The following is a 25,499-nucleotide window of genomic DNA, read 5'->3' as shown; positions in this document are numbered from 1 at the left end:
CTCTTCCGGTATCCGCCGATGGCCTACGCCTCGCTCGCCACTGGCGTGTTGCTCGCCGCAGGTTTCGGCTCGCGTTTCGATCCGCACGGACTGCACAACAAGCTCCTCGCGCGCATGCCCGACGGCACGGCGGTCGCGCATGAATCGGCACATCGGCTGCTGCGGGTCGTCTCACGGGTGCTCGCCGTGGTCCGGCCCGGCTCGGACGCACTCGCCCGCATGCTGAACGACGCCGGCTGCGACGTCGTGTTCGCGGCCAGCGCCGAACGCGGCATGGGCGCGAGCCTCGCGGCGGGCATCGCGGCGAGCGACGACGCCGAAGGCTGGATCGTCGCGCTCGCGGACATGCCGCGCATCGCCGTCCCGACGATCGAAGCCGTGGCACGCGGACTCGATAACGGCGCTTCGCTCGTCGCGCCGTTTTACCAGGGACAGCGCGGCCATCCGGTCGGTTTCGGCGCGGAGCATCGCAATGCGCTGCTCGCGCTCGACGGCGACACGGGCGCGAAATCGCTGCTGATGACTGAACCGCTGACGCGCGTAAGCGTCGATGATCCGGGCATTTTGCGGGACGTGGATACGCCGGAAGATTTGCGGCGGATTTAGGGGCGGTTCGGTGGGAGGCCGGTGCGGATCTGCACCTGCACCTCAGCTTCGCGCGAAACCGCTCACTTGCGGAACACGCCACCCTTGTTCCAAGGGGCCATTTGCGCGCATACTGTATATCCATACAGTATTTTTTCATCATGAAGCGCATCCCGATCGAACCGACTTTTGCCGCCTGGCGCCGCGCGGCGCGAGAGGCGCTGCGCGAGGGCCTCGAACCCCGGTCGGTCGAGTGGATCGAAACCACCCTCGAACCTGGAGTTGAAGCCGAACAGGCCGCAGCGCCACGCGCCGAACCGGCTCCCAATGAAACAGCCCACAGCGCCGGGCTCCCCCACCCGGCCCGCCCCGCATTTGCGATCCCCCGCGAGCTGCTCGCCAGACTGAAAACCGCCGCATGCTTTCGCGCAGACGATCGCTGGGCGCTGCTCTACCGCATTCTGTGGCGCTGGACTCACGGCGAACGCGACGTCATCGAACTGCGAGACCCCGATGGCATGCTGCTCGCGCAACGCGTCGAGACAATCGAGCAGGAAACCGCCGAACTGGTGCTTCGCACGCGGTTCAGACGGCGCGATCCGTCGATGGGTCCGCCGGAGTTCGTCGGCTGGTACGAGCCGCATCACGATCTGCTCGAGCGCGCCGCCGCGGAGTTCGTCGAGGGTATGGGCGATTCCACGTGGATGCTCGCGACGCCGCAGGGCGCGGCGTTCTGGAACGGCATGCTGCTGCGCATCGACCGTCCGGCTGCGGAGGAAAGCATCGAGGCCGCGCACGCTTTGCCCGCGAGCGCGATGACCGGAGAAGCGATCACGAGCGAACCCGCCGAAGCGCTCTGGCTCGCCTGGTACGCAAACGTCGTCAACGACCGCCCTGTGCCCGTGCCGCTGGGTTACTGGCGTATGCCGCCCGCCGGTCCGCCGCTGCCCGCGGATCTCGCACGTGAGCGCACGCGGCTCGGCGCGCAGCGCGCCGCCGTCAGCGTGCCGCAGGCGCCGCCCATCGAAGCGTCGACGCTCATGCCGCCGTTGCGCGAGCCGAGCGGCCCGCTCGCTACCTGCCGGCGCTGCGGACTGTGGCGCAACGCGAAGCAGGCCGTCGCGGGCATCGGACCTGCTCACGCGGCGATCATGGCGCTCGGCGAGCAGCCCGGCGAATACGAGAACCAGCACGGCGAGCCGTTTGGCGGCGCGGCCGGTCAGTTGCTCGATACGGTGCTCGCGCGTGCCGGTCTCGAACGCGCGGCGTTGTATCTGACCTATGCGGTCAAGCATTACAAGTGGGAAATTCCTGGCAAACAGCAGCCGGGCAGACAGCGGCCGCATCAGCAGCGCGTCGGCGAGCAGCGCATCCATCGCACGCCGGAGCGCAGCGAAGCCGACGCGTGCGGGTACTGGCTGCAAGACGAACTGACGCGGGTCGCGCCGCGCGTCGTCGTCGCACTCGGCCCGACCGCGCTGAAAGCGTTGACCGGCACGCACGTCAATCTGTCCGAATACCTCGGGCTGACGATCGCGCATCGCGGGCGTCTGATCGTGCCGACGTGGCATCCGTCGTATGCGCTGCGAACCGCCGACGCGCGGCTGCGCGAGGATATCGTCGCGAACATGGTGGCGGCGTTTAGCCGCGCGGCGGTGTTGGCGGCGCAGGAGCCATAGGTTTCGTTTCGGTTTCGCGCTAAACAGCCACGCCACACTGTCGTGCCGCACTGTCGCACTGCGCAGTCACGCTACCCAATCGCACGCCCCAATCTCACTACACAGCCACGGCAAAGCATCTGGCTTCATCCGCACGATTACCCCGTCGCGCGCGACGAGCCGCCCGTGCTCAGGCACACCGCTTGCGCGTCCGACTACCGTGCGCAATCCGTTGCGATTCCGCCTAAGCTGAGGTGACGCCGCGTTTTTTCGCGCGCACCTGCCTTGCAACCTCAAGCCTCGCCACATCACCGTAGCCGCGCCTCGAACCCTAGCCGCACGCCCATGAGCGAAACCAGCCCACGCCTTTTCATCGTCTCGCCCCATTTCGACGACGCCGTCTTCAGTTGCGGCGCGTTGCTCGCCGCGCATCCGGACGCCGCCGTCTGCACGGTGTTCGCCGCTCCGCCCGAACATGACATGCGCACCGAGTGGGATGAAAAGGCAGGCTTCACGAGTTCCCGAGAGGCCATCCGCGAACGCACGCGCGAAGACAACCGCGCGCTCGAAGTGCTCGACGCGATTCCGCTGCGCATGCCGTTTCACGCCAGCCAGTACGCCGATTCGCCGTCGATCGGCCAGATGGCGGCCGCGCTCGAGGAAACGATCTACCGCACGACCGCGAACACGCTGCTGATGCCGCTCGGCCTGCATCACGACGACCACGCTCGCGTGTTCGAAGCCTGCTGCGAAATCCTGCCGCGGCTCACGCATCTGGACTGGTTCGGCTACGAGGAAGCGATCCACCGGCGCACGCCCGGCGCCGTGCAGGCGCGGCTCGCCGATCTCGCGCAGCGCGGCATCGTCGCGACGCCGGCCAGCCCGAGCGCGGGTCATACGATCGACGTGCAGCGCCGCGCGCAGCTCAAGCGCGAAGCGGTCAACGCTTATGCGAGCCAGTTGCGCGCGTTCGGCGCGGGCAATTACGACGACATCTTCGCGACAGAGCGTTACTGGCAACTGAGCGTCGGCCGCCGCCGCGCGAGAAAGTAAGGGAAAAGTAGAAGCAGGAAGCGCGGCCAGCGCCTACGCTTGAAGAAAAATCGCGAGCGCGCTCGCCCGCATCGCCTCTATCCGCCAGATTCGCGCGCTTCTCAACCGCAAAGGTGACGCAATGAGCTACGACATGCACACCAGCCCGATTCCCGACCCCCATGCCGATCCGAACCGCGACCCGGAAGCCGACCCGCTCGTGCCGCCGGCGCCCGGCCACCATGTCGAGGAACCGCAGCGGCCCGAAGGACCGCCGGACAAGGACCCGGTGTGATGCCGCCGACGGCGATGCGGCATCACGCGCAGCGCGGGTCGATCAACGCATCAGTTCGGTAAAGCCTTGCAGCAGGCGGTCGATGTCGGCGGCGTGAATGTTGCCCATCGTCGAAATGCGGAACAGCTCCGCCGACAGACCGCCCTGCCCCGCATAGATGACGAAGCCGCGCGCCTTGAGCGCGTCGTGCAGTTGCGGATACGCGATGCCGTCCGGCAAGCAGTACGCGCGCAGCACCACCGACGACTGCTCCGGCGGCAACACGCTGCCGATGCCGCGCTCGGCAAGCCCCGCGCGCGCCTGCTCGGCCAGCGCCGCGTAGCGCGCATGGCGCGCGCGCCAGCCGCCTTCGTCGGCGAGTTCGCGCAGTGCCTCGACGAGCGCGTAGTACGCGTGAACCGACGGCGTAAACGGCGTGTTGCGCTGATCCTGCAAACGCGCGAGGCGCGCGAGATCGAGGTAGTACGTGCGGCTCGCCGCCTGCGCGAGCGCCGCGCGGCGCACCAGCACGAACGACGCGCCCGGCACGCCGTGCAGACATTTGTTCGCGGTGGCCGCCACCGCGTCGAGACTCGCGTCGGCGAAATCGATCGTTTCGGCGCCGAAGCTGCTCACGCCGTCCACCAGCAGACGCAGGCCACGCGCGCGGCACAGCGCGCCGAGCGCCGCGATGTCGTTCAGGCGTCCCGTGGTCGTTTCGTGATGGATCACCGCGACGTGCGTGAACGACTTGTCGGCGTCGAGCCGCGCGGCGATCTTCGCGAGATCGGGCGCATCCATCCAGCCGTGCCTCAGCACGTCATGCGCGATGCCATATTGCGCGGCGATCTGCGCAATGCGCTCGCCGTACACGCCGTTTTCGACGACGAGCAGCTTGCCGTTGTCCGGCACGAGCGCGGCCGTCATGCTTTCGACGGCGGCCGTGCCGGAGCCCGTCATCAGCACGGCCTGCCATTCGTTCGGGTCGAGACCGTACACGTCGACGAGACGCGTGCGCGCCTCTTCCTGCAAATCGAAAAACTCGCTTTCGCGATGGCACAGATCCGTCTGCAACAGGCTGTTACGGACACGTTCGGTGAGCGTCACCGGGCCGGGATTGAGCAGCAGCATCGGCATTCCTTGAGTTGCGGTGAGTTCAGGCGGCGCCGATGTGGCGCATCAGGCGCGTTTTCACATCGGGCGGCGTGATGGTCGGGCGCGGCAGGCCGTCGGGCGTGCCACGGCGAATCGTCAGGCGCGCGAAGCGCGGGCCGTCGAGCGGCGGCGTATCGAACAGTTCGTCGATCACGGCCGGATCGTCGCTTTCGACCGCCGACGCATAGCCGCACGCCGCCGCCACGCTCGCAAACGACACCTGCGGCGACACCGTCGCCTGGCCGCCCGTCGAGTCGTGCGCGCCGTTGTCGAGCAGCACGTGCGTGAGATTACCCGGACCGTATGCGCCGAGCGTCGCGAACACGCCCATGCGCATCAGCGCGGCGCCGTCGCCGTCGAGCGCGACCACGCGCAGGTCCGGCCGCGCGAGCGCGAGACCGAGCGCGAGCGGCGTCACGCAGCCCATCGAGCCGACCATGTACAACTGGTTCGCGCGATCGTCGATTGCATAGAGTTCGCGGCCGCAGAAGCCGGTCGACGCGAGCACCACGGTCGAGTCGGGCGGCGTATGCGCGACGACCTTGCGCAGCGCGTCGTGGCGCGTCGCAAGTTCGTTCGCCGCGACGCCGCGAAACTCGACGCGCGGCGCGGTCTGCGTGCGCCGCGCGGGCGCGCCGCCGTCCTTCAATTCATACGGCGCGACGCTGCCCTTCTGCATCACGAGCGCGTACGGGCGGCCGGTCGCCTCCATGTGCCCGATCGCGCGATCGAGCGCCGGGCCGATCGCCTCGGCCTCGGTCGGGAAGGTTTCCCACGGAATGTCCATCGTGTCGAGCATCGCCGGCGTGATCGGGCCCATCAGCGCGTGCTGCGGTTCGTCCGCGACGCCTGGCTGGCCGCGCCATGTGACGATCAGCAGTTGCGGCAAACGGAAAGTCCACGTGAGCGACGTGAGCGGACTCACCGCGTTGCCGAGCCCCGAGTTCTGCATCATCGTGATGCCGCGCCGGCCGTTCTTCGCGCCGAGCGTGACGCCCGCGATCAGCGCGACCGCATCGCCTTCGTTGGCCGCCGAGACGTAATGCAGCGATTCGTCCTGCAGCACGTAGTTGATGAACGGCGTCAGATACGAGCACGGCACGCCCGCGTACCAGTCGAAACCGCGTGCGCGCGCCGCTTCGACGAACTGTGCGGCTTCGATCATTGCGTGCCTCCGCTTGCGGCGTTGTTTGCGGCGCCCTGTGCCGCACCAGCCGCCGTCGCGAACGGCGTCTGCGCATGCGCGAAGTCGCCCGCGCGGCGGAAGTCGTCGAGATCGTTCACACCGCGCCAGTGGCCGTGCACGTATTGCACCTCGATCGATTCACCCGCTTCGATCAGCGCGTTGAGCAACGCGGGCATGTCGAGCGATGCGAAATCCGCGCGCATCCGCAACTGCTTCATCACGGCCTGCAAGTGCTCATGCCCTGCGCCGCGCACGTTCAACAGACCCACCCAGCGGCCATGCGGCGCATGCGCGGCAAGCGCCGACGACGACGCATCCTGCCCGCTCGACACATGACGCAGCACGACCTTGTTGCCGAACAGGCCGCGATCGTCGGCGGCCGAGCACCACGCGAAATCGCGCACGCTCGCGTTTTCCGCATCGGCCAGCGATGAATCGACCACCACGCTGAACACGGCCTCGCTCTCGACGAGATCGCGCAGGATATAGCTGCGGAACAGCAGATCGCCGTACGAGATCACGGTGTCGCCGGTGAGCTGGTCGAGCGCACACGCGAGCGACGCGAGTTCGCCGGTCTGCGCATGCTGTTCGTTGACGACGAGCCGGATGCCCGCCGTGTCGATCGCGTCGGCGCGATAGCCGCCGACTACGGTGATGTCGTTCACGCCCTGCTTCTTGAACGCGTCGACGAGCCAGCGCAACAGCGGCTTGCCCGCGATCGGCAGCATGACCTTCGGGCGGTCCTCGGTGACGGCTTCGAGCCCCTTGCCGCGGCTCGCGGCGAGCACGAGCGCCGAACCCGCCGAGCGAGCGCCCGACAGATAGCGGTCTTCGGCCTGCGAATATTCATCCGCATCCTGCAGGCGGAAGATTTCATTGACGGCCGCGATGCTGTCCTCGACGTTGACGAGCGTTTCGCTCGTGTGGATTTCGCGCGCGACCGCCTGCATCGCCGAGGCCGCCGCGCGGATCAGATGGTTCGCCCAGATCACGGTGCTGATGCCCGCTTCGCGGAACACCTCGGTCGGCGTGCTGTAGTACTTGGTCGGCACGATCACGAGCGGCGCGCGGCCGGCCCATTCGCGCGCGAATTCGAGAATCTCGTCGGCACGCGACAGCTTGCTGTGAATCAGGATCGCGTCGGCACCGGCTTGGGCGTACGCTTCCGCGCGGCGCAGCGCCTCGTCCATGCCCCAGCCCGCGATCAGCGCTTCGACGCGCGCGACGATCGAGAAATGCTCGTCGGTCTGCGAGTCTTTGCCGGCCTTGATCTTGCCGCAGAATTCGTCGATCTCGGCGAGCGGCTGCGCCTCGCCGTTGATGAAGCTGTTGGTCTTCGGGAATTGCTTGTCTTCGATGCACACGCCCGCAATGCCGCGCTGTTCGAGCTTACGCACGAGGCGGCGCACGTTGTTGAAGTTGCCGTAGCCGGTGTCGCCGTCGAGCAGGATCGGCAGATCGCTCGCGTCGGCCATGAATTCGAGCGTATCGACCACCTGCGTCCAGCTTGCCTCGTTGTTGTCGCGCACGCCGAATTGCGCGGAGATCGCGAGGCCCGAGCCCCAGATCGCCTTGAAGCCGGCTTCGCGAACGACGCGCGCGGACAGGCCGTTATGGGCCTCCATCATAAATTCGAGTTCGTTGCTGAGAAGCATCTGGCGCAGGCGCGCGCTGCGGGACTGGGAAACGAAGGCGGGTTCGCGGGCGTTCATTTTCTGTTCTGTGCTCCTGATGGCGGGCTTATTGGTGCTTTTCTGCGCCCGGCTGGCGACTGGAAAAGGGCGACTATAACGGAATTTTTATTGATAGGTCTTTTTGAAATCCCCGCGATTTTCCGTCGTTGCGCTTAAGTGGAAAAATGTGTCATTTTTTGCATCAACGTTCATATAACCATATTTTGGATTTGCTTGGCGTTTTGTGGAATCTTGATGCGAGGCTTGCTGGACATGGCGCGGCGGGTTATCCGTCCATTTATGGCAATGTTCATGACGGTACTTATAACGATGCCGGCGCAGATTTTGAATCTCCACGCTTTGCGCGAGATCACCCGTTAATTCGGGATTCGCTAATGTTCACCAGAAATCCTTTTTTAAATCGCAAAACTTCGCATCCTTCTAAAACCGATATGACGCCATCGCCAAACCACCAATAAATCCGCTTATGAATCAGACAAATAAGCCAGCTGGCAAAACAGCGGGTTTCCCCTGCCTGTAATGCCGCATCGGCATGCCGTAAACACAATCAGCGGCAAACAGACCAGGCAGGCATCAATCCACTCGACTTCGTTACCAAAGCCAATCTCATCGCTATGACTCTGAACCGAAAACTCGCCTTGATGATCGCCGTTTTATGGGCCGGTCTGATCCTGATCGGCGGCTTTGGCGCGTGGCAGAACCGCGCCTCGATGGTCTCGGATCGGCGCGACCAGTTGCGCGCGCTGATCGACCAGGCGAACCACATCGTCGGCCGCTACTACGCGCTCGCCCAGCAGCACGCGCTCTCCGAAGACGAGGCGAAAAAGCAGGCACTCGCGACACTGTCGGCGATGCGTTACGGCACCGACGGCTACCTTTCGATCAACGACTCGCAGCCGGTCATGCTCATGCATCCGATCAAGCATGAGCTCGTCGGCAAGAATCTCGCGCAGTTCACCGATCCGGCGGGCAACCACCTGTTCGTCGATATCGTCAACGCGGGCAATCGCGACGGCGGCGGCTTCGTCGATTATCTGTGGGCCAAGCCCGGCAGCGAAAAGCCCGTCGCGAAGACGAGCTATTCGATGCGCTTCGCGCCGTGGGACTGGTATCTCGTGACCGGCATGTATATGGACGACGTGCAAAGCGCGTTCTACCGCAACCTGTTGCGCTGGCTCGCGATCACGGTGACGCTCGGCGTACTCGCCACCGCCGTGATGCTGCTCGTGTTGCGCAGCGTGCGCCGCTCGCTCGGCGGCGATCTCGAAGCGGCCGTCGAGCACGCGCGACTGATGGCGCAGGGCAATCTCGCGACGTACGTGCCGGTCGCGCCCGACGACACTAGCAGCCTGCTGCACGCGCTGCGCACGATGCAGGCGGGGCTCGTCGATACGGTATCGCGCGTGCGTCAGGGCACCGAGAACATCAACGTCGGCGCGAACGAGATCGCAGCGGGCAACACCGATCTGTCGCAGCGCACCGAGCAGCAGGCGGCAGCGCTCGTGGAAACCGCGTCGAACATGGATCAGATGACGGTCAACGTGAAGCAGAATGCGGACAGCGCGATGCAGGCCGCGCACCTCGCGAGCGAGGCGGCCGAGGTCGCTACGCGCGGCAGCCGCGTGGTCGACGACGTAGTGCGCACGATGGGCGAGATCACCACGAGTTCGCGGCAGATCGGCGACATCATCGGCGTGATCGACGGCATTGCGTTCCAGACGAACATCCTCGCGCTCAACGCGGCCGTCGAGGCAGCCCGCGCGGGCGAACAGGGACGCGGCTTCGCGGTGGTCGCCGCCGAAGTGCGCAGCCTCGCGCAACGCTCGGCGACGGCCGCGAAGGAAATCAAGGCGCTCATCGAAACCTCGACCGATACCGTCGAAACCGGCGCGGCGCTCGTCTCCAACGCGGGCGCGACGATGGGCGAAATCGTGCAATCGGTGCGGCGCGTCAACGAAATTCTCGAAGAGATCAGTCATGCGTCGCGCGAACAGAGCGCGGGTATCGAGCAGGTCAATCGCGCGGTCGGCGAAATGGATCAGGTCACGCAGCAGAACGCGGCGCTCGTCGAAGAGGCTGCCGCGGCCGCGCATTCGCTGAGGGACCAGGTGGGTGCGCTGCGCGAGGCAATCGCGAGCTTTGCGTTGCCGGCCTGACGTTCCGGATTGGGCGAGGCCGCCCTTCGTTCTTCTCGAAGCCGCGCCTGCAATGGGTGCGCACAAAAGAAGGCGCTCCACAGGCAGGGAGCGCCTCTTCAACACGCCGCGTCGGAGTCGACGCATCAATCGAACGAGCCAGCCGCGTGGATTTTGCAAATTCGCGCGGTTTTTTTGGTTGGCTTTTGCGACGTCCCTCCTCTTCACGCTGCTGCCGCTCGTCTCGCACATCCTTGCATAATCCTCGCGATTAAATTACGTTTTATTTACAATCATGCAGCAACGACGGTCCTCGCTGTCAGCCCGAGGCGCCTCGCGATCGCGCAACCGGCAACGACCGTCGATCCGCACCGCCCGCGCGCGTCGGCCTCGTCGTTCCCGTGGTCTTCGTCGTGCAGCGGCCTCGCTCAATCGAGAGCTCCGTTATCCGCCCCCATGATCCACAAGAAGAAACCACAACCGCACGACCCCTACGCGCCCGTCGCGAAGAACCCGCTACTCGCCGCGCGCCTGCCCGCGTGGCGCTCGAAATTCATCGTGCTGCTGGTGTTCTGCGCGTTCGCGGCGCTCGCGGGCCGCGCGTTCTGGGTGCAGGTCGTGAACCAGGACTTCTACGTCGACCAGGGGCAGAAGCGCTATCAGCGCGTCCTCGAGCTCGATGCGACGCGCGGCCGGATCGTCGATCGCAATGGCTCGATGCTCGCGGTCAGCCTCGCGACCTACGAAATCTGGGCGTCGCCGAAGCTCGTCGACGAAAGCGCGGTCGCGCCGCTCTCGAAGCTGCTCGAGATGCCGCTCGCCGAGTTGCGCAAGCGGCTCGACGGCGAGCGCACGTTCGTGCTGCTCAAGCGCCAGGTCGACGCCGACACCGCCGCGCATCTGTCACGGCTCGGGCTCACCGGCATCACGCAGATTGCCGATTCGAAGCGCTTTTATCCCGAAGGGGAATCGGCGGCGCACGTGGTCGGCTTCACCGACATCGAGGACAACGGCCAGGAAGGCGTCGAACTCGCCGCCAACGAACGGCTGCAAGGCGTGCCGGGCCAGCGCGAGGTGATCCGCGACCGGCTCGGCCGCGTCGTGTCCGAGACGCGGCCGCTCGTGCCCGCGCGCAACGGCGACACGATCCACCTGACGATCGACCGGCGCATCCAGCAGCTTGCGTACACGCAACTGAAGGAAGCGATCGCGAAGCACAATGCCGAAGCCGGCAGCGTGGTCGTGCTCGACGCGCGCAACGGCGAGATTCTCGCGCTCGCGAACTACCCGAGCTTCGATCCGAACGACCGCGCGCGCCTCTCCGGCCGGCAGTTGCGCAACCGTGCGGTGATCGACACGTTCGAGCCGGGCTCGACGATCAAGCCGCTCGTCGTCGCGCTTTCGATCGACGAGGGCAAGGTGCGGCCGCAAAGCGTCATCGATACGGCGCCGGGCTGGTATCGGATCGGCCCGGCCGTGATTCACGACACGTCGAATCACGGTGTGATGACTGTCGCCGAGGCGGTGCAGAAGTCGAGCAATATCGCGCTCGCGAAGCTTGCGCTGAACCTGCCGGCCGAGACGATCTGGACCAAGTACCAGCAATACGGGCTCGGCTCGAAGCCCGAATTGACCTTTCCGGGCGTGGCCGCCGGCAAGGTGCGCCCGTACAAGCGCTGGCGTCCGATCGAACAGGCGACGATGGCGTACGGCTATGGGCTGTCGGTGTCGCTCTTGCAAATCGCGCAGGTCTACACCGCGTATGCCGGCGACGGCACGCTGCAGCGCGTGAGCCTGCTGCGCGATCCCGTCGCCCTGGCTGGTGCGGACGTGGACGCGGACGACGCCACGCGCCCGGCCGAACGTGGTCAGCCGGTTACCACGCCGGCGACCGCGCGGGCGATCCGCAACATGCTCGAAATGGCGACCGGCGCGGGCGGTACAGGACGCGCGGCGGTGGTGGAAGGCTATCGCGTCGGCGGTAAGACCGGCACCGCGCGCAAGCAGATCGGCGCGGGCTATGCGAAAAACCGCTACCGCGCGCTTTTCGTCGGCATGGCGCCGATGAGCGACCCGCGTCTGATCGTCGCCGTGATGATCGACGATCCGGCCGGCAAGACGTTCTACGGCGGCACGGTTGCGGGGCCGGTGTTCAGCGGGGTCACGGGCGGGGCGCTGCAATTGCTGGGCGTGCCGCCCGATGCGCCGGGGGTTTGAGCTCACGCTTCACAAACCGTTCACAAGCCGTTACACACATTTGCATGAAGTGACGTTTGGAGCGACGTTTCTTAAGGCTGGCTTAATTCTTCCCTGCAAGTATGGCGAAAACCATCCCCTGTTGAGCCGCCAGAACATCGGCGGCGCTTTTTCTCCCACGGGATGTCAAAAAAACGCGCCGCGAACCGCATGCCTGCGAAGAACAAGGAGCCAACCCATGGTTGAAGAAATGGTATTCGAGCACCTGCGCACCATGCCCGGCCACGAATGGACTCGCCAGATCCATTCCTGCAAAGTCTCCGATCCGCTGCAACCGCCTTGGGGCCGTTCATACCGGCTCGTCGAATGGACGATGAAACACACGCCCGAAGCAAGCCGCCGCGTCGTTCCCGCCGAAAGCACTCCACTCGAAATCGCACAGGCCGTGGTCTCCCACGTGCCGGGCCGCCGATTCTGCCAGCAAGCCGACTGAAATCCGCTTTACGAATTCGCTCTACGACGCGCAGCGCGTCATCGCATTAGCCGCTCGCCGGCATCGAATGGCAGTAGTCCAGCGCATCCTCCAGGCGGTCGTTCCCCCAGAACATTTCCCCGCCGACAAAAAACGTCGGCGCACCGAAAATGCCTTTGGCAATGGCTGCCTCGGTCTGCTCGCGCAAGCGTAGTTTGTTGGCATCACTTTGCGCATCGGCAATGAGGTGCTGCGCCGGCAGACCGAGAGCGTCGAGCGCTTCGCTCACCACGTCGATCGAACCGATGTCGCGGTCGTCCGCGAAATTCAGTTGCATGATCTTGCGGCAGTAAGCGCCGATCCACGGTTCATGCGCACCGAGCAACGCCACGCGCATCGCCAGCAGCGCGGCGCGCGGAAAGGTGCTGGGGCGCGTGAGCGCGATACCGTATTTGCGGCATTGCCGTTCCATGTCCTTCCATACGTACGCGCCCTTTTCCTTCTGCAGTACGAACGGCGAGTTGTCGAAGCCGAGCTTGCGAAACACCGGCCCCAGCAGGAACGGACGCCAGAGAATCCGCGCGCCTCGTGCAGCCGCCAACGCCTCGATGCGCATCATGCTCAGGTAGCTGTAGTTGCTGCCGAAATCGAACCAGAACTCGATTGCGCGTGCCGTCGCATCAACAGACGGCACTGACGAAGAAACCGGAGAAGACGCGACATCGCCCATTGCTGCCTCCCGAATCATGTGCGACGCAATTCGCGAATACCGCGAATGCTGCGACATCGCTCCTTGCAAAGCTTGACAGTTGCATGAAGCGCTTCTGCTTATGATGGCGCCTTCGCTTCACATCCTGACGGCCAGACCATGACCTACCCGTATGACATGCTCACCGCGACCTGTCTTTTCATCATCGTCGTTTCGTCGCTGATTCTGCTCGCGTTGTCCTGAGCTCACCGCAATCCGCTCACGCGGGTTCACACGCCCTACCTGCACGACACATTCTCATTCACGAGACAGGTCGGAAAGACTGCACTGTGTATATATACAGTGTTGTTCGCCTGAACAACGTGTCTTTCCCAAAGAGCCGCGCCGAAGAGCAAAGACGCACAGTTCACACACAAGCCAGATGCAATATGCGCGCGAAGGCCGCTTGCCAGGACCGCGCCGCAATATCCGGCACGAAATGCAACTTCCTCTGATCGGCGGCAAGCGCTCGCGCGGAACGCTCAGCGCGTTTGCACGGCCACGCGCAGGCCAAGCGAAATGAACAGCACGCCGATGATCTTGTTCTGCCAGCGAGTCAGCCACGTCAAGCGCTTGACCAGCCTGCCCAGCGGGCGCATGGTCAGCACGATCAGCGTCGTATAGAGCGCGCTCATACCCACGAAAATCAAGCCGAGCATCGTGAACTGCAGAAACGTCGAGCCGTGTTCGGGACGCACGAATTGCGGCAAAAACGCGAGAAAAAACAGCGCGGTCTTCGGATTCAGCACTTCGGCGGGAATCGCCTGAAAAAACGCCTTCGAACCCGACACCGGCGCGACGGCCGGCATATTTGGACTCGTCTGCTTCTCACGCAACGCGCGAATGCCCAGATAGACGAGATAGGCGGCGCCGACGAATTTCACTGCGTTGAACGCGAGAGCGGAGGTCATCAGCAGCGCGGAAAGACCCACTGCGGCACCCAGCGCGTGCACGAAATCGCCCGTTGCGATACCGAGGCCGGTGAGAATGCCGGCCTTGCGTCCACCGTGCATGGTGCGCGTCAAAACCAGCAGCACGGCCGGGCCCGGAATCAGAAAAAGCCCGAGCACGACGGCAACGAAAGTCCCCAACGTGGATAGGTCAAGCATGTCGTCTCCTTGCGCACGCGCTGGATCGAGTCAATGGATGCGCGTTCAACGGGCCATTGTAGACGAACGCGTAAACTTCGTGCCGTACGCACAGCGGGGATGATCCGCTACCATGACGGGCACAGCGCGGCTTGCAACTCGCTTCTTTTCATCCACTAAAGTCTTTGCCTTGCCCACCTATACTCTGCCTGCGCCGCTCAGCGCGGAACTCGAAATTCGCAAAAGCCGGTTCATTGCCTATGCGATACCGGTCGCCGATCGCGACGCGGCGATGGCTGAATTGCAGCGTCTGCGCGAAGAACACCCGGCCGCGACGCATGTGTGCTGGGCGCTGCTTGCGGGCGGCCAATCCGGCATGTCCGACGACGGTGAGCCTTCCGGCACCGCGGGCCGGCCGATTCTCGAAGTGCTGCGGCATCACGATCTGGACGGTGTGCTGGCCGCCGTCGTGCGCTACTACGGCGGCGTAAAACTCGGCGCGGGCGGCCTCGTGCGCGCGTACACCGATGCGATCGCATCGGCGCTGCTCGACGCCCCGCGAATCGAGAGGATTGCGCAGGTCTTGCTGAGTGTCGAACTGACTTATGCCGATGAAGCCAGAGTACGCCGATGGATGGATGCCGAGGGCTACGCGCTGCTGGAAAGCGCCTATGGCATGCTGGTGAAGATGACGATGCGCGTGCCCGCCAACGCCATCGAGGATGCGAAGCGAGCGCTGATCGATATGACACAGGGAAAAGCAGGCTTCTTCTGATCAGCCTGGCGCTTTCAGTGTTGAAAACGTGAAGGCACGTGAGAGCGCATAACAACAGATTTTCACATTGTTCTCATTTGCAACGATTATGGTGATGCGCTCACGCTTTGCGGGAGCGCCATTTGCGCGTACTCCCCCGTATCCATCGCAAATGCAGCCAGGTATGATGGACGGGATTGCCGGCCCACGGGCAACAGTCCGGCTCACTGCTACCATACTGTTCTCCAACGGGATGACTTCATTTAAAAGAGCGACCTCTCTGGCTTCGATCACCACCTTCTCCCGCATGAATCGCGCGCATGCGGCGCTGATATCCGTGGTGCTCAAGCGTTGTGGCGCCGTGGTGTTGCCGCTGATGCTATCCGCCTGCTCCTGGTCGTGGTTCGGCCTCAATAGCAGCGCGACGCACGTGAAAACACACGGCACGGGGTCGCTCAGCGTTGCCCCCGCCAGCAACTTCGCCTATCTTCCCGCTCACGCAGATCATGTTTCGCCGAATCGCATCGAAAATACGGCGATGACCGGCATCGTGCTCAAGGACGATATCAACCAGATCGTGCGCAACAGCGTCGCGAACAATCTGCGGATAGCCGGTTTTCGCATTGACGACCGCAAGCGCGTGCTGAGCGGCAGCATCGAAACGTTCACGGTGAACGACACGCGCTCGCCAGCGCTCTGGACACTGAAGATGCGCTACGTGGTCACCGATGCAGTGACACAGAAGGTCATGTTCACGGCCTCCCGAACCGTGAAGCAGAAGTCGCCGAAATTCACGAGCAATACGATCGCGATTGAAGACACGGTGAAACAAAGTGTCGATGCATTGATCGGCGATCCGGACTTTATCAAGGCGGTGAACTGAACGCGTGCCCAGCGGAGGTCCGCGGCAGTTTCGCTACAATCTTATTGAAAGTACTGCGCGCGATCTGCCGCCGCACGACGTACGTCCCTTCCTGTTCAGAATGCGAGCCGTCATGTCCGTTACTGCCTGGCTATTCTTTTTGCCCGCCTGCTTCGCTATCAATCTCGCACCCGGGCCCAATAATCTGCTCTCCATCAACGTGGCAGCGCGTCACGGCTTCATGAAGGCGTTCGTCGGGGGCACGGGTCGCCTGCTCGCATTCGCGATGATGCTGATGCTCGCCGCCACCGGTCTCGCTGTCGTGCTGCACGCATCCGAATGGATCTTTCTCGCGATCAAGCTGGCCGGCGCCGCTTATCTGATCTGGCTTGCCATTCAGTTGTGGCGCAGCGAAGCGCCCGCGATCGACACGTCGCAATCGCAGGACGCAGCGCTTGCCCGCATTGCGCGGCAGGAATTTCTCGTGGCCGCCGGCAACCCGAAAGCGATTCTGGTTTTCACCGCGTTCCTGCCGCAATTCGTCGACGTCGCGCAACCCATACTTCCGCAGTTTGCCGCTCTCGGCGCGAGTTTTCTGGTGCTCGAATGGATCGCAATCGCGTTGTACTCGTGGGCCGGCATGTATCTCGGCAAATGGCTGGTGCGCGCGAAGATCCGCCGCTGGTTCAATCGCTGCTGCGGAGGATTTCTGGCGGCTATCGGTGTGAGCTTCCTGTTGGTTCGGCGGGTATGAGGCGTTGAATCCTGTCAATTTCCTCGCTCCCCCATCCCGATCCCATCGCCCTTCCACAACGACGCTGCAACCTGCGCTCCATAACGAATAGCTAATGCATCGGCCGAGAAACTTTAACTATCGGCTTTCGTTGCTCCAATTTATGCTCGAAGAGTGACCCGCAACTGCATACGGGACATGCGGCTGCACTGGGCAAACGGCTTTTCATCGTCATGGGAGCGACATCATGAAGATCTGCATCTTCGGAGCGGGAGCGATTGGCGGTTTGATCGGCGTGCAATTGGCGCGTGCCGGCGCGGACGTGAGTTTCATCGCGCGTGGCCCGCATCTGGCGGCAATGCGCGAACAAGGCGCTCGCCTGATCATGAATGGCGAAACGTTCAGCGCGCCGGTTCGGTGCGCATCCGACCCGCGCGAGCTCGGCGTGCAGGATTTCGTCATCGTCACGCTCAAAGCGCATTCGCTTCCCGGCGTGGTCGATTCGATGCAACCCCTGCTCGGCAAACACACGGCGATCGTGACCGGCGTCAACGGCATTCCCTATTGGTACTTCTATCAGCATGGCGGGCGCTTTGCCGGCACACGCCTCGCGAGTGTCGACCCCGACGGCAGCCAATGGACGAAGCTTGGGCCTGAGCGCGCGATCGGTTGCGTGCTATACCCCGCCGCCGAGATCGTCGAGCCGGGCGTCATCAAGCATGTGTATGGCAAGAAATTTCCGATCGGCGAGCCGAGTGGCGAACGCACGCCGCGCATTCAGCAATTGCACGAAATCATGCAGGCTGCAGGCTTCGAAGCCCCGATACGCGAAAACATCCGCGACGAAATCTGGCTCAAGCTGTGGGGCAATCTGTGCTTCAACCCGATCAGCGCATTGACGCACGCAACGCTCGATGTACTCACGAGCGACCCTGGCACCCGCGCGGTTTCACGCACGATGATGCTCGAAGCAAAGCGCATTGCGGATCACTTCGACGTGCACTTTCGTGTCGATGTGGAAAGGCGGATTGACGGCGCGGGCGCGGTTGGCGCGCACAAGACATCGACGCTGGTCGATCTGGAGAACCGGCGGCCAATGGAAATCGACCCGCTGTTGACGGTCGTGCAGGAAATGGGCCGCCTCGTCGCGGAACCCACGCCTACCATCGACGTGGTGCTCGCGTTGATCAAGCTGCGTGAGCGGATGGCATTGCAGGGCAGTTAATCCGCTACCGGCGCCACGAACTGCTCTCTACTCGCCATACCGGCTAAAGGATCGAACGCATTGCGCTCGATCCTTTCTTCCACTTCACTATTGATCGATCGCAAGCCATACAGCCTTCGGCTCCGTGAAGTTCTCGATCGCCACGTCACCGTGCTCGCGGCCAAAACCTGAATCACCCGCACCACCCCACGGCAGGCGCACGTCGGTATAGCCATAAGTATTGATCCACACGGTGCCCGCTTTCAGATCTCGCGCAACCCGATGCACGCGGCTGATATCCGAGCTCCATACGCCGGCGGCGAGACTATACAACGTGCCGTTGGCAATCCTGACTGCATCGGCTTCGTCATTGAAGCGAATCACGCTAGCCACGGGACCGAAGATTTCTTCCTGCGAAATACGCATCTCATGCTCGACGTTGGCGAACACCGTCGGCTCGACGAAAAAGCCGCGGTTGCCGACACGCGCGCCGCCCGTCACGAGCGATGCGCCTTCGGAGCGCCCGGTATCGACATAGCCGAGCACGGTCTTCATCTGCGCGGCGGAAATGAGCGGACCCATCGACGTTTCGCGCACCGACGGATCGCCGACCTTGATCGACTTCGCACGCGCGGCAAGACGTTCGACCACTTCGTCATACACATCGCGATGCGCGAGAATGCGCGAACCCGCGGAACACACCTGCCCGGTATTGAAGAAAATGCCGGATGCCGCGGCACGCACCGCATTGTCGAGATTCGCGTCAGGAAAAATCACGTTCGCCGATTTGCCGCCCAACTCCAGCGTGACGCGCTTGAAATTGCCTGCCGCGCCCTGCAGAATGCCGCGCCCGACCGAAGGCGAACCGGTGAAAGTCACCTTGTCGATGCCGGGGTGTGCGACCAATGCATTGCCCACCACACTTCCTTTTCCAGTGACGATATTCAGCACACCGGGAGGAACGCCCGCCTCGAGTGCCAATTCGCCGATACGCAATGCGGTGAGCGGCGTAATCTCAGCAGGTTTGACGATTAGCGTGCAACCGCACGCGAGCGCGGGCGCGATCTTCCACATACCGATCATCAGCGGGAAATTCCACGGGACGATCGCGGCGACCACACCTACCGGCTCGCGCAAGGTGTACGTCAATGCATCGGGACGCGTCGGCACCACCTGGCCGTTGATCTTGTCGCACCAGCCTGCGTAGTATTCGACCGTGTCGATCGCAGCGGGAATATCCTGGCGCATCACGGCCGCAATCGGTTTGCCGCCGTCGAGACTTTCGAGCGCGGCGAGTTCTTCGAGATTGGCGCGCATCAACGCGGCGAGACGCATCAGAATGCGGCCGCGTTCGGCGGCCCGGATCGAGTTCCATACCTTCAATGCGGCGCGTGCCGCATGCACCGCGACATCCACGTCGACGGCGCTGCCCTGGGCGACGAGCCCAATCGGTTCCTCGGTGGCCGGGTTGATGTCGACGGAATATTCCCCGGTGCCGGGCGGCAGGCGCTTGCCGTCGATCAGCAGATCATGGTGCCTGAGGTCGGTTTGGGTTTCCATCATGAAGCTCCTTGAATAGGAAGTGATGTGGCTGACTGGCGGAGCATCGATCGCAGACCGGAATCGAACAACGGCCTTCGCTCGGCTCCAGATCTAGGGTTCAGACAAAAGAGTACCGCCTCGCGCAATGGACGGGCGGTTGAGCGCTTGCGCAACGGAAATCCCGGCGCGGCCGGCGTGCGAAGGCACATTCGCCGATGCCGCAAATTGCGCCCACGCGGCAGCCGCGTTAGGACGAAGGGAACGGTTCCTGCGATGCACGAGTACCGTGGTCAGCGTCGTTTCAGGAACCAGGGGCCGGCTCACCAGCGTTGACCCCGGCGAAGGCCAATATGCATCGACCGGCAATATGCCGACGCCAAGACCCAGTTCGACCATGCGCGATACCGCCGCGACGTGCCCCAGCTCCTGTATTGGCCTGCGTTTCAATTCACTTGCGGCAAAAGCCGGTTCCAGCGCCGCGCGCATACCTGTGTCGGCATTGAGCGTAATCAGCGGCCATGCGTGCAATGCGCGCCATGCAATGCTGTCGTGTTGTGCAAGCGGATGCGTGGGCGGTATCACCGCGTGCATTGGCGTGGCGAAAAGCACTTGCGCGTGCAACAGGTGGTTGTCGATCGATTCAACCGGCGAAGCCAGCGACACCACGCCGAAGTCCACCTCACCATGCGCGACGCTCGCGAGCGCACCGCTCTGAGGCTGATCTTTGACCGATACCATCAGGTCGGGAAATGCCGACGCGCAACGTGCAAGCGCCCGCGGCACCCAGCTCGACGACAATACCGGATTGCTCGCCAACACCACGACACCGGTGCGGCCGTCATAAGCGGCACGCTCTTCGAGCAGCGTCAATTCCAACTCGTCGATCAGACGGCCAATTCTTCGTTCGAGACTCGCGCCCGCATTCGTCAGTTCAACCTGGCGTGTCGTGCGGTCGAACAGTTTCAACTCGACCGCTTCCTCGAGTTCGCGCACGCAACGGCTCACGGCCGATTGCGTCAGATCGAACTCGCGCGCCGCGCGCGTGAAACTCCGCTCGCGCGCGACGGCGACGAACACCTTGAGTTGCTGCAACGAAACGTTCATGACGTCGAATCCGAACTTGCGCCGTTCACGCTATTCGCCGCTCTGCTCGGGCCAGTGGCTCATCCGCGACGCGTTGCCGTTGCCGTGACCCGCGACGGCCAACGCACCCTGAGGTTGATTGTGCGACTCGATCCAGCGCGTGCGCATCGGCTCGAGTATGAATTTCGCGGAGATGCCTGCCGCAATGGTGATGACGGCGGCGACCGTGAAAACGAGACTCCATCCGCCCGTGGCCGCGAGCAGCGACGCGATCGGCACCAATAACGAGGCCGTGCCCTTCGCGGTGTACAAGGTGCCGGCATTGGCCGTCGCATACTTGCTGCCGAACGTATCGGCGCAAATCGCCGGGAAGATCGAGAAGATTTCCCCCCAGAACAGGAAAATCAGCGCGGCAAACGTCATGAACGCGTACGGGTTGCTGCCGAACTGCATCATGCCGAGCAGAGCCAGACCTTCACCGATAAAGATCAGGAACATCGTATTTTCACGGCCGATCCTGTCGGAAAGAAAGCCGCACAACGGACGCGTCAATCCGTTGAATATGTTGTCGATCGATAGCGTGACGGTAAGCAGCGGCAACGTCATGCCGAGAAACGACATCGGAATGCGTGCGAGCCCCCAGTCTTTCGCGATCGGGCCGATCTGCGCGGTCGCCATGAGACCACCCGCCGCTACCGCGACGAACGACGCATAGATCACCCAGAACACCGGCGTCCTGATCATCTGGCGTGCGGTGAAATCGACCTTCGACATCGCCAACCGGCTCTTGCGCCCGGCTTGCTGGCGCAAAGTCGGTCGCGTCAATAACAGCGCGAGCAGCAGAATGCTCACGCCTTGCAAAATGCCGAAGAAGAAAAACGCCTGCTCATAGCCGTGGCGCGTAATCATGTTGGCGATCGGAATCACCGTGATCGCAGCGCCCGCACCGAAGCCTGCCGCGGTCAGCCCCGCGGCGAGACCGCGCCGGTCCGGAAACCACTTCAAGGCATTGCCGACACACGTGCCGTACACGCCACCCGCCCCCATGCCGCCGATCACGGCGGAGAAGTACAGCACGCCGAGCGTCGTCGCATATGAATTGAGAATCCACGAAAGACCTGCGCATACCGCGCCGGCCGCGACCACTGGGCGTGGGCCGAATTTATCGACAAGCCAGCCTTCGAATGGCACGAGCCATGTCTCGGTCAGAATGAAGATCGAGAAGGCAAGCTGGATGGACGCTTCGCTCCAGTGATGCCTTGCATTCATCGGCGCAACGAACAACGTCCACGCATATTGCAGATTAGCCACCAGCGCCATGCACACCATGCCGATGACCAGCTGCCACCACCGGTTCCGCCAGAACACGCCGGCCGTCGCTTGCTGGGTAATATTGTCCATGAGCCTTGTCTCCACTATTTGTTTAGTGCAGCCGGCCAACGCGCCGCGCTGGATGTGTCCCACCTTATTGTCGTGTCCCGAGGAAATTCGCCATTCTGGAAGATTGAAATTGGCACTGCCTTATTCCACCCTCTTCAATGCATCCGACTCGAATTTTCACGAAATTTCTTTCTTTATTCCTATCAAATTAGCTGCTCAGGCGGTAAGCCTTACAAGCTATTTCCCCTATTTATTCCGCTGCGCCGCCTATCCACACGTGAATCCGGGTACAGCTACAGGTAGTGCGGTGACAATTCCGCTTCTTATCAGTTGCATGCTAGGGTCATTGCTGAATTACTAATAATTAAAGTTTGTTATTATGTTGATTCACATTCCCTTATACATCGACCATGACGATGCGCAATGCCACTCTGCGACAACTGAAGGTCTTTGAAACGGTGGCGCGTCACCTGAGTTTTTCGCGCGCTGCCGAGGAACTGCATCTGACACAACCCGCTGTCTCGACTCAGGTCCGGCAACTCGAAGAACATGCCGGGCTGCCGCTTTTCGAGCAGCTCGGCAAAAAGATCTATCTGACGCCGGCCGGTACCGAAATGCTCCACTACAGCCGGGCGATCATTCAGCAGTTCCACGAAGTCGACGAGGCGATGAGTCAGTTGAAGGGCGTCTCGGGCGGCAAGCTCAACGTCGCGGTAATCAGCGCCGGCGACTACTTCTTTCCGCGGCTCCTCGCCGAATTCACGCGCCGCTATTCGGGTGTCGATCTGAATCTCGCGGTGCACAACCGCGAAGAGCTGCTGCATCAACTCGCGACCAATCAAACCGACCTCGCGGTCATGGTGCGTCCGCCGCATGAAACCGATGCAACCAACGAACCATTTGCGCCGCATCCCTATGTGATCGTCGCGGCGCCCTCGCATCCGCTTGCGCACAAGCGCAACATCCGCTTCAGTCAATTGGCGAACGAAGCGTTTATCGTGCGCGAACGCGGCTCCGATACGTGGAATTCGATGGAAGAAGGTTTTGCCGGACGTCTGTCCAACCTGAAGATCGCGATGGAGATCAAAAGCACCGAGACGATCAAGCAGGCCGTGATTGCCGGAATGGGCATCGCATTCCTGTCCGCGCATACGATCAGCCTCGAATTGCAGTTGAGTCATCTGGTCGTGCTCGATGTCGAAAGCTTTCCAGTCATGCTCAACTGGTATGTCGTGCACCGGAAGAACAAACGTCTGCCGCCGGTTGCGGTCGCCTTCAAACGCTTCCTGATGGAGGAAGGCGCGAATCTGATCGAGAAAATTACGCGCGTGAAGGAATTGACCGTACATAAGCAATAGGCTATGAAAATCCAATAAAACTTTAACTATTGCAAATCGATCGAGACTTCTATGCTGCAAGCGAGTTCTTTCACTTGCCAGCCGAGGAGGCCGATCATGAACCACGCTCCGGTTAACCCCCACACCGACGCACACGCCGCTCGCACAACGGCGAATCGCGAAACTCATCCCGACGACGCGCATCTGAGCGCATACAACGCGGCATTCAGCGACCTCGGTCTGCGGTTTCGCTGGGACCGCGCCACGCTCGACGTGCTGAGGGAATTCAACGGCGAACTGGCTCGTATCACCGCGTACATCGAGCGTTATCACAGCCATCTGCACCGTGCATACGACGCCGACTTCCTCGCGCAACTGATCCTGCATAGAAAAACGCAGTACTACAGCGAATTCGCAGTGGCTGACGATTGACCGCGTTAGACATACCGCACGGATTGATGAAGAGCCTGGCGGGAGGATCATCCTCCCGCTGTACATCCTATTCGTCATTCCCTGCGTGAATGTATTCATCTTCAAGGACGCGTCATGAAATGAACCAGCCGTCTGCGAGTACATTCACGAACGCACTCGCGGCTCTCCGCCCGTCTGCCGTCATGCAAGCCCCGACGATGCGAATAAGCGCTCGCGCGCACGACGCCCGAGGCGACGTCGCGCAGCGCCCACGTCTGCTCTTCCCCGCCGTGCCATTCGATACTCGACAGCAAGTCTCGCCTGATGACGCTCAGACCATCGCTGCGCGCTGCGAATGCATGCACGTGCAAGGTACAGCCGTCGTCATTGGCGGCAGCATGACTTCCCGAGTACTCGCGGCTGATCATCAGATGTGCGCCCATGGCGGACGCGAGCGCGCTCATGGCGAGCAATGCGGCGAGTCCGAACGGCTGCGCCTGTTCGGTCACGAAACCGTAGCCGAGCCAACCACATAGCAGCATCGCGAGCAGATTGACGAGGTGGTGGCCCGGACGCGCCACCGCATCGGACTGCAATGCTCCGCGCAGTTTGCAGAATGCAATCGCGGATGTCGCAAAGATCAGCGCGCCGATAAATACCGCCGCATAGAGTTCGACGCGCTCGCTGTTCTCGCGCGCCGCCGCCGACAGATAACGCGCGATGCCACCCGAAACGACCGCGAGGCCCATGCCGCTGCCGAGCAAGGCAACGAGTCCCGGCCAGCGCGTCAGATTGCATTCGCGCACGCGCCACGCGCCGAATACGGCTCCCGCCATTGCGGCGTCGACCACCATACTGCTCGCACCAAGACCCGCGGCGAACATGCCAGCCAGTACCGCCGACAACGCGAGAGCGCACCAGTAAGGCCGGCGCCCCGAGTGCCATTTGAATTGCCGATGTCCGAGCGCGACCAACGCAACCATCAGCACGGCAACCAACGCAGCGGCAACGGCCACCGCGAGCGAAAACAATACGCCCATCCACACGGTACGCTCACAGGCTTGCGGCATGCGTGATCCTCCGTGATGCGATGCATAGGCACGAGGCCGATGGAATGCTTCAAGCGCGCTCTCAAACGGCGTTCGCGGTAGCGCCCGAGCGTTCCTGCGCAGCAGCCGGTGCTCCGTCTGGAGTGCCGGCAATCAACGTATTGGTAAGCGTGCCGATTCCGTCGATCGTAATCGACACCGTCGCGCCTTCCCTGATCGACCCGACGCCCACCGACGTCCCGCACGCAATCACGTCGCCGGGTTCGAGCGTGAGATCCTGCGAAATCAGACTCACCTGCTCGGCGGGCGAAAAAACCATATCGGCAAGCGGATAGTTCTGCCGCTCGACGCCATCGAGCATCGTCACGAGATGCGCGTCGCGCCACTCGAATCCGGAGACGATCGCGGGCCCGATGCAGCAGAACGTATCGAAACCTTTCGCGCGGCACCATTGCGGGAAATGCGGATTCTCGGTCAGCAGATCGGCAGCGGTCACGTCATTAACGAGCGTATAGCCGAAGATCGCCTGCTCGGCCTGCTGCACATCGACGTCGCGGCAACGCTGCCCGATCACGATGCCTAGCTCGCCCTCGTAGACGATCTTGCCCGCATAGCTGCCCGGTCTTCGTATCGGCTCGCCCGTGCCGATGACCGAGGCCGCCGGCTTCAGCAGAAAAAGCGGATGCGTGGGCACGGGCTTGCCGAGCTTCGCGGCGAGCCCGTGATAGTTGTTCCACAGCGCAACGATCTTGCCGGGCGCGCAGGGCGCAAGCGGCGTCAAGGCACGCAACGACAGCACCGCGCCGGTCGGCACCGGCTGCGCGAGACCTTCGTACTCGTGCAGATAAGCGCCTTCGACCCGGCCGAACACAATGCTGCCATCACTCGACATGAACCGCATCCACGTATCCATACCTCGCT

Annotated in this window: 24 protein-coding genes; 13 read left to right on the top strand and 11 right to left on the bottom strand. The window is 62.8% G+C overall.

Features of this window, described 5'->3' with window-relative positions; all coding sequences use genetic code 11:
- Positions 1 to 18: 18 nt before the first annotated feature.
- The 4 genes from B9Z01_RS33720 (at position 19) to B9Z01_RS35815 (ending at position 3,570) form a co-directional block, all read left to right on the top strand.
- Positions 19 to 606: a nucleotidyltransferase family protein gene (locus B9Z01_RS33720; RefSeq protein ID WP_085489847.1), complete on the top strand. Its 588-nt coding sequence runs from the start codon at positions 19 to 21 to the stop codon at positions 604 to 606.
- Between the two features lie 140 nt (positions 607 to 746).
- Positions 747 to 2,264 carry a DUF4130 domain-containing protein gene (locus tag B9Z01_RS33715; RefSeq protein ID WP_085489846.1) on the top strand — a complete coding sequence of 506 codons (1,518 nt, stop codon included), beginning with the start codon at positions 747 to 749 and terminating at the stop codon, positions 2,262 to 2,264.
- A 324-nt stretch (positions 2,265 to 2,588) separates the two neighbouring features.
- Complete coding sequence (locus B9Z01_RS33710) at positions 2,589 to 3,296, top strand: PIG-L deacetylase family protein (RefSeq protein ID WP_085489845.1); 708 nt, start codon at positions 2,589 to 2,591, stop codon at positions 3,294 to 3,296.
- Positions 3,297 to 3,417: 121 nt separating this feature from the next.
- A complete protein-coding gene (locus B9Z01_RS35815; protein ID WP_167387616.1) occupies positions 3,418 to 3,570 on the top strand; it encodes a hypothetical protein in 153 nt (50 codons plus the stop codon).
- Positions 3,571 to 3,612: 42 nt separating this feature from the next.
- Here the strand turns inward: B9Z01_RS35815 and B9Z01_RS33705 are convergent, their stop codons facing one another.
- From B9Z01_RS33705 to B9Z01_RS35350, 4 genes are all read right to left on the bottom strand, one after another.
- Entirely contained in the window at positions 3,613 to 4,680 is a 1,068-nt protein-coding gene (locus B9Z01_RS33705; protein WP_085489844.1) for a 2-aminoethylphosphonate aminotransferase, read from the bottom strand.
- 25 nt (positions 4,681 to 4,705) lie between these two features.
- Positions 4,706 to 5,869, bottom strand: coding sequence for a phosphonopyruvate decarboxylase (aepY, locus tag B9Z01_RS33700; protein ID WP_085489843.1), 1,164 nt, complete (start codon positions 5,867 to 5,869; stop codon positions 4,706 to 4,708).
- Complete coding sequence (aepX, locus tag B9Z01_RS33695; protein ID WP_085489842.1) at positions 5,866 to 7,602, bottom strand: phosphoenolpyruvate mutase; 1,737 nt, start codon at positions 7,600 to 7,602, stop codon at positions 5,866 to 5,868. The genes aepY and aepX overlap by 4 nt, the downstream gene beginning before the upstream one ends.
- A gap of 87 nt (positions 7,603 to 7,689) precedes the next feature.
- Positions 7,690 to 7,920 (bottom strand): hypothetical protein, encoded by a 231-nt coding sequence (locus B9Z01_RS35350; RefSeq protein WP_143809158.1) that lies wholly within the window; start codon positions 7,918 to 7,920, stop codon positions 7,690 to 7,692.
- Between the two features lie 278 nt (positions 7,921 to 8,198).
- On the opposite strand from B9Z01_RS35350, the gene B9Z01_RS33690 reads away from it, so the two are divergent.
- The 3 genes from B9Z01_RS33690 to B9Z01_RS33680 all read left to right on the top strand — a co-directional run bounded on the left by B9Z01_RS33690 (position 8,199) and on the right by B9Z01_RS33680 (position 12,408).
- Positions 8,199 to 9,740, top strand: coding sequence for a methyl-accepting chemotaxis protein (locus B9Z01_RS33690; RefSeq protein WP_085489841.1), 1,542 nt, complete (start codon positions 8,199 to 8,201; stop codon positions 9,738 to 9,740).
- Positions 9,741 to 10,175: 435 nt separating this feature from the next.
- Positions 10,176 to 11,936, top strand: coding sequence for a peptidoglycan D,D-transpeptidase FtsI family protein (locus B9Z01_RS33685; RefSeq protein ID WP_085489840.1), 1,761 nt, complete (start codon positions 10,176 to 10,178; stop codon positions 11,934 to 11,936).
- Between the two features lie 217 nt (positions 11,937 to 12,153).
- Positions 12,154 to 12,408 carry a DUF2866 domain-containing protein gene (locus tag B9Z01_RS33680; protein ID WP_085489839.1) on the top strand — a complete coding sequence of 85 codons (255 nt, stop codon included), beginning with the start codon at positions 12,154 to 12,156 and terminating at the stop codon, positions 12,406 to 12,408.
- Positions 12,409 to 12,454: 46 nt separating this feature from the next.
- On the opposite strand, the gene B9Z01_RS33675 is transcribed toward B9Z01_RS33680, so the two are convergent.
- Together B9Z01_RS33675 and B9Z01_RS33670 are read right to left on the bottom strand one after the other, a co-directional pair.
- Positions 12,455 to 13,117: a 2-hydroxychromene-2-carboxylate isomerase gene (locus B9Z01_RS33675; protein WP_085489858.1), complete on the bottom strand. Its 663-nt coding sequence runs from the start codon at positions 13,115 to 13,117 to the stop codon at positions 12,455 to 12,457.
- 500 nt (positions 13,118 to 13,617) lie between these two features.
- Entirely contained in the window at positions 13,618 to 14,244 is a 627-nt protein-coding gene (locus B9Z01_RS33670; protein ID WP_085489838.1) for a LysE family translocator, read from the bottom strand.
- A gap of 169 nt (positions 14,245 to 14,413) precedes the next feature.
- Here B9Z01_RS33670 and B9Z01_RS33665 point away from each other — a divergent pair, with 169 nt between their 5' ends.
- From B9Z01_RS33665 to B9Z01_RS33650, 4 genes are all read left to right on the top strand, one after another.
- Positions 14,414 to 14,998, top strand: a complete 585-nt coding sequence (locus tag B9Z01_RS33665) for an IMPACT family protein (RefSeq protein ID WP_208626377.1) — start codon at positions 14,414 to 14,416, stop codon at positions 14,996 to 14,998.
- 319 nt (positions 14,999 to 15,317) lie between these two features.
- Positions 15,318 to 15,860 (top strand): hypothetical protein, encoded by a 543-nt coding sequence (locus B9Z01_RS33660; protein WP_420814754.1) that lies wholly within the window; start codon positions 15,318 to 15,320, stop codon positions 15,858 to 15,860.
- Positions 15,861 to 15,972: 112 nt separating this feature from the next.
- Positions 15,973 to 16,593 (top strand): LysE family translocator, encoded by a 621-nt coding sequence (locus B9Z01_RS33655; RefSeq protein ID WP_085489835.1) that lies wholly within the window; start codon positions 15,973 to 15,975, stop codon positions 16,591 to 16,593.
- A 226-nt stretch (positions 16,594 to 16,819) separates the two neighbouring features.
- Positions 16,820 to 17,797 carry a 2-dehydropantoate 2-reductase gene (locus B9Z01_RS33650; protein WP_085489834.1) on the top strand — a complete coding sequence of 326 codons (978 nt, stop codon included), beginning with the start codon at positions 16,820 to 16,822 and terminating at the stop codon, positions 17,795 to 17,797.
- Positions 17,798 to 17,884: 87 nt separating this feature from the next.
- Here B9Z01_RS33650 and B9Z01_RS33645 read toward each other — a convergent pair whose 3' ends face one another.
- From B9Z01_RS33645 to oxlT, 3 genes are all read right to left on the bottom strand, one after another.
- On the bottom strand, positions 17,885 to 19,336 hold the full coding sequence (locus tag B9Z01_RS33645) for an aldehyde dehydrogenase family protein (RefSeq protein ID WP_085489833.1): 1,452 nt from the start codon (positions 19,334 to 19,336) through the stop codon (positions 17,885 to 17,887).
- Positions 19,337 to 19,429: 93 nt separating this feature from the next.
- Positions 19,430 to 20,422: a LysR family transcriptional regulator gene (locus B9Z01_RS33640; RefSeq protein ID WP_085489832.1), complete on the bottom strand. Its 993-nt coding sequence runs from the start codon at positions 20,420 to 20,422 to the stop codon at positions 19,430 to 19,432.
- A gap of 30 nt (positions 20,423 to 20,452) precedes the next feature.
- The gene (oxlT, locus tag B9Z01_RS33635) at positions 20,453 to 21,802 is read right to left on the bottom strand and encodes an oxalate/formate MFS antiporter (protein ID WP_085489831.1); all 1,350 of its coding nucleotides are present in this window, start codon (positions 21,800 to 21,802) and stop codon (positions 20,453 to 20,455) included.
- Positions 21,803 to 22,191: 389 nt separating this feature from the next.
- Between oxlT and B9Z01_RS33630 the strand changes: the two genes are divergently transcribed.
- Both B9Z01_RS33630 and B9Z01_RS33625 read left to right on the top strand, forming a co-directional pair.
- A complete protein-coding gene (locus tag B9Z01_RS33630) occupies positions 22,192 to 23,139 on the top strand; it encodes a LysR family transcriptional regulator (RefSeq protein WP_085489830.1) in 948 nt (315 codons plus the stop codon).
- A 96-nt stretch (positions 23,140 to 23,235) separates the two neighbouring features.
- A complete protein-coding gene (locus B9Z01_RS33625; RefSeq protein WP_085489829.1) occupies positions 23,236 to 23,550 on the top strand; it encodes an HAD family hydrolase in 315 nt (104 codons plus the stop codon).
- A gap of 101 nt (positions 23,551 to 23,651) precedes the next feature.
- Here the strand turns inward: B9Z01_RS33625 and B9Z01_RS33620 are convergent, their stop codons facing one another.
- Together B9Z01_RS33620 and B9Z01_RS33615 are read right to left on the bottom strand one after the other, a co-directional pair.
- Positions 23,652 to 24,599, bottom strand: coding sequence for an NAD(P)(+) transhydrogenase (Re/Si-specific) subunit beta (locus B9Z01_RS33620; RefSeq protein WP_085489828.1), 948 nt, complete (start codon positions 24,597 to 24,599; stop codon positions 23,652 to 23,654).
- A 61-nt stretch (positions 24,600 to 24,660) separates the two neighbouring features.
- On the bottom strand, positions 24,661 to 25,491 hold the full coding sequence (locus B9Z01_RS33615) for a fumarylacetoacetate hydrolase family protein (RefSeq protein WP_085489827.1): 831 nt from the start codon (positions 25,489 to 25,491) through the stop codon (positions 24,661 to 24,663).
- Positions 25,492 to 25,499: the final 8 nt, after the last annotated feature.

The sequence above is a fragment of the Paraburkholderia susongensis genome (assembly GCF_900177725.1).
Lineage (GTDB): Bacteria > Pseudomonadota > Gammaproteobacteria > Burkholderiales > Burkholderiaceae > Paraburkholderia > Paraburkholderia susongensis.
This window is presented reverse-complemented; position numbering and strand designations above follow the sequence as displayed.

Bases quoted from the DNA above. Each gene is read 5' to 3' on its own strand.
- B9Z01_RS33705 (WP_085489844.1), bottom strand. From the start codon at position 4,680: ATGCTGCTGCTCAATCCCGGCCCGGTGACGCTCACCGAACGTGTCCGT.
- B9Z01_RS33645 (WP_085489833.1), bottom strand. From the start codon at position 19,336: ATGGAAACCCAAACCGACCTCAGGCACCATGATCTGCTGATCGACGGC.
- oxlT (WP_085489831.1), bottom strand. From the start codon at position 21,802: ATGGACAATATTACCCAGCAAGCGACGGCCGGCGTGTTCTGGCGGAAC.
- B9Z01_RS35815 (WP_167387616.1), top strand. From the start codon at position 3,418: ATGAGCTACGACATGCACACCAGCCCGATTCCCGACCCCCATGCCGAT.
- B9Z01_RS33720 (WP_085489847.1), top strand. From the start codon at position 19: ATGGCCTACGCCTCGCTCGCCACTGGCGTGTTGCTCGCCGCAGGTTTC.
- B9Z01_RS33680 (WP_085489839.1), top strand. From the start codon at position 12,154: ATGGTTGAAGAAATGGTATTCGAGCACCTGCGCACCATGCCCGGCCAC.
- B9Z01_RS33690 (WP_085489841.1), top strand. From the start codon at position 8,199: ATGACTCTGAACCGAAAACTCGCCTTGATGATCGCCGTTTTATGGGCC.
- B9Z01_RS33685 (WP_085489840.1), top strand. From the start codon at position 10,176: ATGATCCACAAGAAGAAACCACAACCGCACGACCCCTACGCGCCCGTC.
- B9Z01_RS33625 (WP_085489829.1), top strand. From the start codon at position 23,236: ATGAACCACGCTCCGGTTAACCCCCACACCGACGCACACGCCGCTCGC.
- B9Z01_RS33640 (WP_085489832.1), bottom strand. From the start codon at position 20,422: ATGAACGTTTCGTTGCAGCAACTCAAGGTGTTCGTCGCCGTCGCGCGC.
- B9Z01_RS33675 (WP_085489858.1), bottom strand. From the start codon at position 13,117: ATGGGCGATGTCGCGTCTTCTCCGGTTTCTTCGTCAGTGCCGTCTGTT.
- aepX (WP_085489842.1), bottom strand. From the start codon at position 7,602: ATGAACGCCCGCGAACCCGCCTTCGTTTCCCAGTCCCGCAGCGCGCGC.
- B9Z01_RS33715 (WP_085489846.1), top strand. From the start codon at position 747: ATGAAGCGCATCCCGATCGAACCGACTTTTGCCGCCTGGCGCCGCGCG.
- B9Z01_RS33630 (WP_085489830.1), top strand. From the start codon at position 22,192: ATGACGATGCGCAATGCCACTCTGCGACAACTGAAGGTCTTTGAAACG.
- B9Z01_RS33655 (WP_085489835.1), top strand. From the start codon at position 15,973: ATGTCCGTTACTGCCTGGCTATTCTTTTTGCCCGCCTGCTTCGCTATC.
- B9Z01_RS33710 (WP_085489845.1), top strand. From the start codon at position 2,589: ATGAGCGAAACCAGCCCACGCCTTTTCATCGTCTCGCCCCATTTCGAC.
- B9Z01_RS33650 (WP_085489834.1), top strand. From the start codon at position 16,820: ATGAAGATCTGCATCTTCGGAGCGGGAGCGATTGGCGGTTTGATCGGC.
- B9Z01_RS33670 (WP_085489838.1), bottom strand. From the start codon at position 14,244: ATGCTTGACCTATCCACGTTGGGGACTTTCGTTGCCGTCGTGCTCGGG.
- B9Z01_RS33620 (WP_085489828.1), bottom strand. From the start codon at position 24,599: ATGCCGCAAGCCTGTGAGCGTACCGTGTGGATGGGCGTATTGTTTTCG.
- aepY (WP_085489843.1), bottom strand. From the start codon at position 5,869: ATGATCGAAGCCGCACAGTTCGTCGAAGCGGCGCGCGCACGCGGTTTC.
- B9Z01_RS33615 (WP_085489827.1), bottom strand. From the start codon at position 25,491: ATGGATACGTGGATGCGGTTCATGTCGAGTGATGGCAGCATTGTGTTC.